Annotated in this window: 11 protein-coding genes; all 11 read left to right on the top strand. The window is 39.8% G+C overall.

The features are described from left to right. Window positions 1-144 precede the first annotated feature (144 nt). The gene (locus tag FBF83_RS13785; RefSeq protein WP_136947708.1) at window positions 145-1,515 is read left to right on the top strand and encodes a hypothetical protein; all 1,371 of its coding nucleotides are present in this window, start codon (window positions 145-147) and stop codon (window positions 1,513-1,515) included. 14 nt (window positions 1,516-1,529) lie between these two features. Further along, on the top strand, window positions 1,530-2,339 hold the full coding sequence (locus tag FBF83_RS13780; protein ID WP_136947707.1) for a PRC-barrel domain-containing protein: 810 nt from the start codon (window positions 1,530-1,532) through the stop codon (window positions 2,337-2,339). Window positions 2,340-2,353: 14 nt separating this feature from the next. Further along, window positions 2,354-3,727, top strand: coding sequence for a VanW family protein (locus FBF83_RS13775; protein ID WP_136947706.1), 1,374 nt, complete (start codon window positions 2,354-2,356; stop codon window positions 3,725-3,727). Beyond that, a complete protein-coding gene (locus FBF83_RS13770; RefSeq protein WP_136947705.1) occupies window positions 3,727-5,391 on the top strand; it encodes a GspE/PulE family protein in 1,665 nt (554 codons plus the stop codon). The genes FBF83_RS13775 and FBF83_RS13770 overlap by 1 nt, the downstream gene beginning before the upstream one ends. Window positions 5,392-5,399: 8 nt before the next feature. Beyond that, on the top strand, window positions 5,400-6,434 hold the full coding sequence (locus FBF83_RS13765; RefSeq protein ID WP_136947704.1) for a type IV pilus twitching motility protein PilT: 1,035 nt from the start codon (window positions 5,400-5,402) through the stop codon (window positions 6,432-6,434). A 4-nt stretch (window positions 6,435-6,438) separates the two neighbouring features. Further along, window positions 6,439-7,647, top strand: coding sequence for a type II secretion system F family protein (locus FBF83_RS13760; protein ID WP_136947703.1), 1,209 nt, complete (start codon window positions 6,439-6,441; stop codon window positions 7,645-7,647). A gap of 68 nt (window positions 7,648-7,715) precedes the next feature. Continuing rightward, window positions 7,716-8,138, top strand: a complete 423-nt coding sequence (locus FBF83_RS13755; RefSeq protein WP_136947702.1) for a prepilin-type N-terminal cleavage/methylation domain-containing protein — start codon at window positions 7,716-7,718, stop codon at window positions 8,136-8,138. Between the two features lie 98 nt (window positions 8,139-8,236). Further along, entirely contained in the window at window positions 8,237-8,992 is a 756-nt protein-coding gene (locus FBF83_RS13750; RefSeq protein ID WP_136947701.1) for a prepilin peptidase, read from the top strand. Between the two features lie 12 nt (window positions 8,993-9,004). Then, window positions 9,005-10,009 (top strand): type IV pilus biogenesis protein PilM, encoded by a 1,005-nt coding sequence (gene pilM, locus FBF83_RS13745; RefSeq protein WP_136947700.1) that lies wholly within the window; start codon window positions 9,005-9,007, stop codon window positions 10,007-10,009. Continuing rightward, entirely contained in the window at window positions 9,999-10,601 is a 603-nt protein-coding gene (locus tag FBF83_RS13740) for a hypothetical protein (RefSeq protein ID WP_136947699.1), read from the top strand. Before pilM ends, FBF83_RS13740 begins: the two co-directional genes overlap by 11 nt. Beyond that, entirely contained in the window at window positions 10,594-11,379 is a 786-nt protein-coding gene (locus FBF83_RS13735) for a hypothetical protein (protein ID WP_136947698.1), read from the top strand. The genes FBF83_RS13740 and FBF83_RS13735 overlap by 8 nt, the downstream gene beginning before the upstream one ends. Window positions 11,380-11,386 lie beyond the last annotated feature (7 nt).

The following is an 11,386-nucleotide window of genomic DNA, read 5'->3' as shown; positions in this document are numbered from 1 at the left end:
TGCACCCCCAATATGCAAAAAAAACAAACATTGTTAAAAAATAGTGTTGTTTCCAATTTCCTAATACTATTATACAATAAACTACATAAAATTCTTTTTATTGTGAGATTTTGACAACTTTTTTATTGAGGAGGTGTAAAGCTAGTGCAATATGTATTGGCTTTAATCGGTGGAGGTTTGCTTTTACTTATCCTAACTCTTGTGCCAATGGGGCTATCAATTGTGCAAAAAACGTTGGTGGCGGGAATGGCTTCAGCATTAAGTATATTGCTCTTAGTTTTTAAGGTCATATATCCTCTACCACTTGCTATAATACTAGTTTTGCTTTGTGCATCTATTTTAATGTATGTCATCTGGAAGAAGGCGAATGTCTTGTTCGTTAACGTAGCTGATGAGATGGGTGTAGCGATGCATATCGAAAATGAGCCAGTTTCAGAGAAAAAAGAATCGTTTAGAAACAAATTGATTAAAGAAAGAGAAGAGTATGACGATAATAGTAGTAATAGAGAAACTGATGAAAGCGAAGAAGTTATGCAAGAAGAGGAAGAAAAATATTTTGATGATGAAATGAATCATGAACTACTACTTAAGCTAGAAGAAATAGAAGATCATGAGGAACTTAAAGCGGCAGATGCTAAACCGGTTCTTGAAGAAGTGGACAGTGCAGAAGAATTTAATTTAGACGAACATTTAAATCTATACACAGCCGATCAAAATGATGAAGAGGAATCTTCAGAAGAGCTGATTGAGCTAGAAGAAATTGAGGAAATAGACTTTTCTGCTCGTATGGAAACCGTATATGAAGAAAACGATGAAGAAGAAGAGTTAGAAAGCTTTTTTGATGACTTCATTCGTGAAGCAGAGCAAGAGCAACTGCAGCAGAAAAGCGAAACAGAAACCGCTGGCACTGCAACTTCTTTGCTTGAACAAGAAGGTGATCACTCTTCTTCAGAACAGAACGAGAATCAATTTGAGAATAGACTTGAAGAAATAGAGGATTTGAACGATCGCGTACCAATTCTCTTTGAAGTAGAAAAGAATGGAGAAGTAAAGCAAATTGAAAGTGAAGATACTCTTAAGCCAGAAGAAGACGAATCTCTTATTCTTGAAGATGCATTGAATGAAATGTTAGAAACTACCAATGAGATTGAGCAAGTAGGAAACGAAACAGAATTTCCTGTTGAAACCAAAACCGAAGAAGTGGCTGTGGATCAGTCTTCTGAAAAGGTTGCCACTCAAATGCTTTCTTTGTTACATGAACAAGCACGGAATTATAAAGAAATTGGTTACGTATCAGAGTATGAAAAAATGGTCGACCAGCTTCTCACTAGCAATCTTGATGATGTGATGTACTTCTCAATTGCTGCAGAGTACAGAAGCCATTTAATTGAATCTGGTCAGTGGGCAAAAGTAGAGAAGTTACTTTCTGAGATGGAAGATCGATGCAAGTACCCACTTTTACTTGAAGAAATTCGTTATCTTCAATCAATGATAAAGAACAAAATGATGAAATAGGTGTGTGATGACAGATGAAAAAAAGCAATCAGGTAGTAGGACTTCCGATTATCAGCATTCAAAGCGGTACAGAAATTGGGCATGTAAAATCCCTTGTCATTAATTCTGCGGATAAATCAATCGATTTTCTAACGGTAGATCACCCGGATTGGGATGTAAGCGTTAAAGCTGTTCCATTCCGTAAAGTAATCGGTGTCGGTGAGTATGCAGTGATGATTGAAGAAGAGAAAGCCATATTTGATCTATCAGAAATTCCAATTGCAAATGAACTAGTTAAAAAGAAGATTAGCATTATTGGTACGAAGATCATTGATAGGGGAGGTCAGTTTCACGGAGAAGTAAATGAATTCTTCCTAGATGACAATACTGGTCGTATTCTTGGCCTTCAGTTTAAAAATGCTGATGCAGAACACTTCCTATCGATTGAGCACGTTATTACGTTAGGAAAAGATCTTCTGATTGTTTCGATCGATGCATTTGATCATATTGTTTCACAGCCAGAGGCCTTCCTTTCAAATCAAGAGCAACAGCTATCCGAAGCTCCAATGAAGACAGAGCCAGACAAAAACATTGAAGAAGCAAGAGTAATTGAGTCCGAGCAACTTTCAAAATACGCTGAGGCTAGTGAATCAGGTGAGAGCTCTGATTTTAGAGAAAAACAGGTAGAAATTCTAGAAGGTAAAAAGCTACTGAAAGATATTTATGCACCTGACGGCAATCTACTATTTGCAGAAGGTAGTATTCTAAGTCGAAAAGAGATTGAGAAAGCGCAAAATACTGGCGTAGGCGTCGTGGTTGAACTTTCAATGCATGTCTCAGAATAGAGGTGTTCATCAAGATGAGCGAAGTTGCTCGCAGAGGTTTGATTAAAACGGCTGGACTTATCGTGATTTCAACTATTTTCATTTCTAGTTTTTCGATTTTTGGAACTTCATCCTATCAAAAGGTGTTTGGTGAAGATACACTTCCTGAAAATTCAATAGTAGGGAGTGTATCTGTTTCTGGGTTGCAGTCAGCTGAAGCAAAGGAGAAGATTGAAAACGAAATAGCAACATGGAAAACACTTCAACTTTTGTCATTGCAGCATGATTCAGAGAACATCAAGTTACCGGGTGAGTTATGGGATTTTCAAGTAAGTGAAACTATCGACACTATGGCTATTTCAAATACTGAAGAAGTGCCGCTGCTAGTTACGTTGAACACAGAGATGCTCACTGAACTTATTGCGGAGTTGGGAATGAACTCTGAGTTATTTAGTTTACCACTTCTTTCTGAAGTATTATCGGGCTATGCATCTACTCTTGAGACGGATGAGATACCGATTGATTTAGCAAATTATTACGCGACAAGTGATCGTATCGAGGAGCTAGCAGAGAGTAAGGTGATAGGCACGTCAGATCTTATTCTTGTTCCAAAAGTAGTAGATACGATTAAAAATGTAACAATCGAGCCTGAACAAACGTTTTCGCTTCAAGACTTGTTCAGAGAAGCAAATGTTACGGAAAAGCAGACAGATAGTTTGAACCTGTTCCCATCTGCGATTCTAGAAGTACTTCTTCATACTAATTTTGAATTAAGAGAGAGGCATACAACGCTTGATTTACCAGTCTATGGTGAACCTGGGTTGAACGCTGTCATTAATATGACCAATCAGGATTTCAGTTTCTATAACCCCAATCAGTCATCATACACTATTGAATTTAAATGGGAAAAGGATTCTATCGTAGTGACGTTATTTGGTCCCGCATTTCCGCTAACTTATAAACCAAAGGTGATCAAAGAAATAATTGATCCTGACACAATTATTCAGTATTCAGAAGCGTTAAGTGGAAATGAAAAAGCGGTTATCCAGGAAGGTAAAGAAGGCTACCTTATCACTACGTTCCGCGAGACGTTCGATCAGGATAAACGCGTGATCAATAAGGAAAACCTATTTGAGGATTTTTATTCCCCAATTCATCGTATTGAAAAGAAAGCATATCCTGAGCCTCCTAGTGAAGGTGTAACGACTGATGAAGATGGAAACCCATTGATAGAAGCAGACAGCGAAGGAACAGATGAGACTAAGACGGATGAAAATGGTAGCACTACTGGCAACTCTCAAAATGATGATGCTACAAATGATAGCGAAAATGAAGATAACGAAGATCAAACTGGAGAGGGGAACGATGAAGTTATTAAGGGCTTAGAGTATCAGAAGGAGGGTGAGTAATGAGACAAACAAAGAAACGACTTGGAGACCTCCTTATTGAATCTCACGCTATAACAAAAGAGCAGCTTGATGAAGCTTTGTCTCAGAAACCGAATGATCTTAAGCTTGGTGATGCTTTAATTCAGCAGGGAATCATTACAGAACAACAGCTTATTGAAGTACTTGAATTTCAGCTCGGCATTCCACATGTTAGTTTGTATAATTACCCAGTTGAAAACCATGTGATTGATCTTGTACCGAAGGATATTGTGAATAAATATCATCTCATTCCACTCAAAATTGAGAATAATCGTCTTTACGTCGCCATGTCGGACCCAATGGACTTCTTTGCGATTGACGATCTTCGTCTTTCCACAGGCTTTTTGATTGAACGAACAATCGCAACGAAAGATGATATTGCGAGAGCCATTAGTAAGTACTACGAAATTGATGATTCAATGGACGAGTTACTAAGTGATATAAAAAGTGAGCGAAACGATCTTGAAGAAGAGCAAATAACAGATGAAGAATCACCAGTTGTTAGGCTTGTAAACCAGATTATTCAATTTGCGGTTCAAAATCGGGCAAGCGATATTCATTTCGATCCTCAGGAAACAAAGCTTCAAATTCGATATCGAGTTGATGGTCACTTAAGGACAGAACGTAGCCTTCCAAAGCATATGCAAAAAGTTCTCACAGCTCGAGTGAAAATCATGGCCAATCTTAATATTACGGAAAGCCGCGTTCCGCAGGACGGAAGAATTAAGATCAATATTAATTTGAAGCCTGTCGATCTGCGAGTATCAACCCTGCCAACTGTGTATGGCGAAAAAATGGTTCTTCGTGTCCTAGATATGAGTAGTACATTGAATCAATTAAATAAGCTTGACCTTCATCCAATAAACGATCGTAGATTTCGCAAAATGATTGAGCAGCCGAATGGCATTATTTTAATTACAGGTCCAACAGGATCCGGAAAATCTTCAACGTTATATGCCACATTAAATCATTTGAACGATGAACAAACGAATGTGATTACTGTAGAAGACCCAGTCGAATATCGCTTAGAGGGCATTAATCAGGTACAGGTAAATAGTAACGTTGGGCTTACATTTGCAAAAGGTCTTCGTTCCATCTTAAGACAAGATCCAGACATTGTGATGGTGGGAGAAATTCGTGATACGGAAACCGCAGAGATTGCAGTCCGCGCTTCATTAACTGGTCACCTTGTTCTTAGCACGCTTCATACGAATGATTCGATCGCAACAATTGCGAGATTAATAGATATGGGAGTAGAACCTTTTCTTGTAGCAGCTTCCCTTGCTGGTATCGTGTCGCAGCGTCTTGTTCGTCGTGTTTGTCGAGACTGTGGAGAGGTAGAGCAAGCAACCGAGCGTGAAAAAGAGATTTTCAAGAAGCGTGGCATTTCCATTGCTAAGGTTAATCGTGGCAAAGGATGCGGGAACTGCAACATGACAGGGTATAAAGGTAGAATTGCCCTTCAGGAAGTGTTAGTGATGGATGACGCCATTCGAAAGAAAATCATGAATAATGAACCGATGACAGCGATTCGTCAATACGCCATTAAAAAGGGAACGATTTTTCTAATTGATGACGGATTACTTAAAGTGAAGCACGGTCAAACAACGACAGAAGAAGTTCTTCGAGTCGCTTTTAATGAGTAGGTGAGAACATGAAAGAGCAAATGGAAAAGCTTTTAAAAGCGGCTTTTCAGCTTGGTGCCTCTGATTTACACCTTACAGTAGGCGTCCCACCAATTGTGAGAGTAAACGGTGATCTTAAGCGTTATGGGAATGAGCAATTAACTCCAGAAGTTACAGAGCAAATGGCAAGAATAGTCATACCCGAAGAAATGTGGTCCGCGTTCGTTGAGAAAGGTGATCTTGATTTTTCCTACAGTTTACCGGGAGTTTCAAGGTTTAGAATGAATGCGTATTATCAGCGCTCATGTATCAGTCTTGCGATCAGAATTGTGCCAACCAATATTCCTACGATGGAAGACTTGCATATCCCTCCAATTATGAGAAAACTAGCATTAAAACCGCAAGGACTCATTCTTGTTACTGGTCCAACTGGATCTGGAAAATCAACCACGCTAGCTTCGACAATTAACTACTTAAATCATACTGTCCAAAAGCATATTATTACGCTTGAAGACCCGATTGAGTATTTGCACAAACACCGTAGCTGTGTCATTGATCAGCGTGAAATTGGAGCAGATGCTAAAAACTTTGGTCATGGTCTGCGTGCAGCACTAAGGCAGGATCCCGACGTTATTCTCGTTGGAGAGCTTCGCGATCTTGAAACAATTCAAACCGCTGTTACTGCCGCAGAAACGGGACATCTTGTTCTAGGAACGCTTCATACAAGTAACGCATCGGCGACAATTGATCGGATTATCGATGTATTTCCTCCAAATCAGCAGTCACAAATTCGTGTGCAGCTTGCATCTGTTCTCGTTGGGATTTTATCTCAGCGGTTATTTCCAACACCAGACCGGAAATCAAGAAAACCTGCTTTTGAAGTACTAGTAAACAATTCCGCAGTAGCGAACTTAATTCGTGACGGTAAGGTGTATCAGATTCCTAACGTCCTTCAAACGAGCAGAGCACTTGGTATGGTTGCGCTTGAAAGCTCTATTAAACAATTGTTAAGTGAGAGTGCGATTTTAAAAGAAGCTGCTGAGCCGTATTTACAGGGGGAGTAGAACAATGAGTCAGTTCCAGTATGTTGGTAAGACAGCAAAAGGCAGAATGAAAAAGGGTAGCTTGACGGGAGAATCGAAGCGTGAAGTTATTCTAGAGCTCCGTGAAAAAGGCATTGCTGTAATGGAAATCCAAGAAGTTAACGCTTCCCTATTGGCGAAGGATATCTCAATTGGAAACCCTGTTAAACTACGAGACTTTGTTGTCTATCTTAGACAGTTCGCTACGCTACTTCGAGCAGGTATATCGATTGTAGATGCAACAGCTATTCTGTCAGAGCAAACAGAAAGCAAAGCGCTTGGACGAGCACTGAAAACCATTGAAGAAGAGCTTCGGACAGGTAATCCGTTTTCCGAAGCTGCAGCCAAACACCCAAAAGTGTTTCCGCCAATGTTTACGAACATGGTTTATGCTGGCGAAGTAAGCGGCGGCATGGATGAGGCACTCGAACGACTTGGCGAGTATTTTGAGAAGCAGCATAAAACAAAACAGAAGGTTATTTCAGCCATGACCTATCCCGTTATAGTAGGGATCGTGGCAATTGGGGTAGTAATTTTCTTACTCGCTTCTGTTGTCCCGACATTTGCGGACATGCTTGAAGATTTAGGCGGGGACTTACCAGCTATTACGCAGTTTGTAATGGGTGCAAGTAACATTGTGCAAGTCTATTGGTGGTTGATTATACTGGTAATTGTGCTAATAGTAGGATTTATTTCTATTATTAGACAAAAATCATATAGTAAGTATTATTTCGACTATGCTATACTAAAATTACCGTTATTCGGGAAAATTTTACAAAAAGCGACGCTTGCGCGAATGACGCGAACGCTAAGCTCCCTTTTCTCGAGCTCGGTCCCCATTCTGCAGTCTCTAGCGATTGTAGAAAAGGTTGTAGGAAACGAGGTGGTGGTTAGAGTTCTGCGTGATTCAAGAACATCGCTTGAACAGGGAAAGCGTTTGACAGAACCAATGAAAAAGCACTGGATCTTCCCGCCTTTAGTTACGCAGATGATTGCGATTGGAGAGGAAACCGGTTCACTCGATGCGATGCTCGCCAAAGTAGCCGATTTTTATGAAGATGAAGTCGAAAATGCAACGGATCGATTAAAAGCAATGATCGAACCGCTAATGATCGTATTTCTTGCAAGCATTGTAGGCGTCATTGTTCTTTCCATCATCGTGCCAATGTTTGAAATCTACAACAACGTGGGGTAGTAAAGAAGTTTAATAGACATCATAGTAAGTCATACATAGTAGAAAATAGAAATCAAGGGGGAAAACACATGTTTAAACGTTACTTGAAGAATGAGAAAGGTTTAACGTTGATTGAATTACTTGTGGTTATTGTCATTCTAGGGATTATTGCAGCGATTGCAATTCCGGCTGTAGGTAATCTAATTAATAACTCGAAGATTGATGCGCATATTGCAAATGCTAAACAGGTAGCAAGTAGTGCTAGATTAGCTAAAGCACAGGAAGGAACTGCAACAACTGAATACACTCTTAAAGCACTAAAAGATGGAGGTTTTTTAGAAGGTATTCCTAAAAGTCCTGGTAATACTGGTTCTTATAGCCCTACTGCTTCTAAAGTAGTATTTGCAACTGACGGAACTGTTAATGTTACGTTGATTGGTGATAATAACCATCAATATCTAAGTGGGGATATCAATACTTTAGATAAAACTTCTGTAAAATTAAAACCATAATAATATATTAGGAAGAAAACCCTCCTCGGAGGGTTTTCTTCCTAACTACATACCGATGCACTTAATCTATTAAACTATTTCGAAGAAGGATGAAACATATGGGGGTCATATTACATAGTTATTTGTTTCTAGTTGGGCTCGCACTTGGGTCTTTTTATAATGTTGTAGGTCTTCGGGTACCTGTCAAACGATCGATTGTGGCCCCTCGCTCATCCTGTCCAAATTGTAAGCGGGAACTTTCAGCGATCGAGCTGGTTCCGGTTTTCTCTTATTTAATCCAGCGTGGGAAATGTAAAGGGTGCTCATCGCGAATATCGCCAATCTATGCAGCTGTTGAGTTTGTGACCGCATGTCTTTTTACGATAACACCGTTTTTGGTAGGATGGTCAAAAGAATTGCTAGTCTCATATGGGTTGATTTCCCTTCTTGTTATTGTGTTTGTATCTGATATTTCATATATGCTGATTCCAGATAAAGTTCTATTGTTTTTTACAGCTTACTTTATCGTAGCAAGAATCATTGTTCCAATGAACCCATGGTATAGCCCTTTAATTGGAGCAGCTGCTGGTTTCTTACTACTTTTACTCATAGCTGTTATTAGTAAAGGGGGAATGGGGGGCGGAGATATTAAGCTGTTTGCGGTGCTAGGTTTTGTATTCGGCTTTCAGGATGTACTTCTTGTTTTCTTCTTCTCAACACTTTGCGGATCGGTTATTGGTATTACTGCTTTACTCAGTGGAAAAGCGAAACGAAAGCAGCACATTCCGTTTGGTCCATCAATCGCGCTAGGTGCAATTATTACATATTTTTATGCTGAACCAATCTTAGACTGGTATTTTAGTTTTCTGTCATGATGGAGGGAATGGATGATGGTTTTTTTTCGTTTTAAGCCACAATCAAAACAAATTAGTATGATTTTACATGATCACGTGATCAGAATGGTTGAGCTATCTCATTCGACAATGGAAATTCGTTCTTACCGTGAACGATTTCTTCCTGAAGGGATTATACGTGATGGCAAAGTAATCGAACGAGATACCCTTTCTGTTATTTTAGAAGAGTGTGTAGAAGAATGGGGGATTAAAGGAAAGAGAGTTGTGTTTCTAGTTCCTGATACCTATCTTGTCCTAAGAAACGAGAAGATCCCTCTTTCAGTTGCTGATGAAGATATTAAAGGTTACCTTTACCTTGAAATTGGCACAAGTATTATGCTTCCTTTCAAAGATCCTGTGTTCGATTATGAATTAATTGGACAAAAGAGTGAACATAAAGAAATTCTTCTTTTTGCAGCTCCTGAAGAAATTGTTAATGATTTATCTTCCTTACTTGAATCCGTTTCCCTTCATCCGGAAGCCGCTGATGTTACCGCACTATCCCTCTATAGACTTTATTATCATACCGATCAGATTGACTCACAAAAGCCAACGCTTCTCATTCATTGTGGCGTTCGGGCCATTAATGTTAGTGTCTTCTATCAGCATAAGCCTGCATTTATTCGCCAGGTCATGATGGATGCACCTCAGTCCAACTGGGATGTCGTTCAAACAACCCGATCGTCGAGCACAATGAGATGGATCGGTGATCGTGAAGAACTGATTGAAATGGTTGATGAGAGTGTTACAGAAATTGAGCGAGTGATTAATTTCTATCACTATTCGATGAACAAAAGCGGGCAAAAGATACAGCGTGTTTTCTTATCAGGAGACTTTCCAGAGCTTCCATTATTAAAGAAACGCCTTGAATCAACTGTGGAAGTAGCTGTTCAAAATGCTGAAACGAATGCAATTAAAGATGAGGAAGGGAATGTACTTCCACTTCCTTACTACGGAGCTTATGGTCTTTCATTGAAGGGGTGGAAAAATGTTAATTGATATTAACCTTCTTCCTAATAAGCCGAAGCGATCTTTTTCGTTTATCCTCATTCCTATTTCAGCAGGTACGGTTATCCTAGCTATTTTTCTTTGGATGCTCTTTAGCTCACACCAATTAAAATCCGAACAAGTGACGTTAACAGATCGGCTAGAAAAAACATCGGAGCTTATGATCGCACTCCAGTCAAATGACGTTGCGGCAGCTTCTTCTGGCCAAACGTTACAAGAGTATGTTGACTGGCTTGATGGCGTGGAGTTCTCGACTGTTAAGCTATTAGATGATCTTGTAGCGCGACTTCCGAAGCGTGGTTACTTTATGAACTACGATTTTGATGGAAGCGAAACAGTAACGTTAACGGTACAATTTGATCAGATGAAAGAAGTCTCTCAATATTTAAGTGAACTTAATTTATCTGAAAATGTTCTTTCTGCGAGTGTTCTCACTGTAACAGCCGCTGATTTAACGGAAGAAGAAGCAGAAGAAGATGGTCGCATTCTTCCTCGGTATGTAACGGAATATGAAATTGTGATTAATAAAGCAAATTTAAGAATAGATGAGAATGAGGTTGTAGAGGAGGGCTCTGATGGATAATCGTACGAGAAACTTACTAACGGCAGTTGGTCTGCTTCTTCCGATTCTAGGTCTTGTGCTTTTCTATATGTTCTCCGTTCTTCCACAAAAGCAAGAAGTTGAAAGGCTAGAGGCTCAGGTCAGTCAGAACGAGGATGTGATCCGGGTGCTCGAAGAAAAAGAGAATAATAAGCAGGCTGAATCTTATGATACGAATGCACTACAGCGCATGGTTCCCGTAAAACCACTAGTTGATCAGTTTATCCTTGATCTGAACCAGGCTGAACTCGTATCTAGAAGTAAGATTCAACAGCTCGATTTTGTAGACGAGGTTCTTAATCCTGACCAATATGCTGAAGAAAGCACCTCAGAAGAGACTAGCGAGGACGGGCAAGAGAATCCACCTGATGAAGAGACTGAAGAAACTAACGAAGAAGCTCCTGAAGCGCCACCAACTGAAACAGTGCCTGGGCTTCCGGAAGGTATTCAGTCCGTGAACGTAAGCATGGCGATGGCTTCAGATAACTATCCATCTCTTAGAACATTTCTAAAATCCATTGAAGGTTTACCACGAATGGCGATGGTTAGTGGTCTATCTTTTACAGGAAAGCCTGAAGCTGTTTCGTTAGATGAAGGTGAAGAGACAAATGAATTATTGTATACAGCGGATGTGTCAACCTTCTACATTCCTTCCTTAACCGATCTTGCAGAACAAACACCAAGTATTGACTACCCTGAACCTGCGGGTAAAGAGAATCCTCTTTATGAGACGGTAACAGACGAAGAAGTGAAAGAGTAGTTTCTTC

It is taken from the genome of Guptibacillus hwajinpoensis (assembly GCF_005144865.1).
Classification (GTDB): domain Bacteria; phylum Bacillota; class Bacilli; order Bacillales; family Guptibacillaceae; genus Guptibacillus; species Guptibacillus hwajinpoensis_A.
This window is presented reverse-complemented; position numbering and strand designations above follow the sequence as displayed.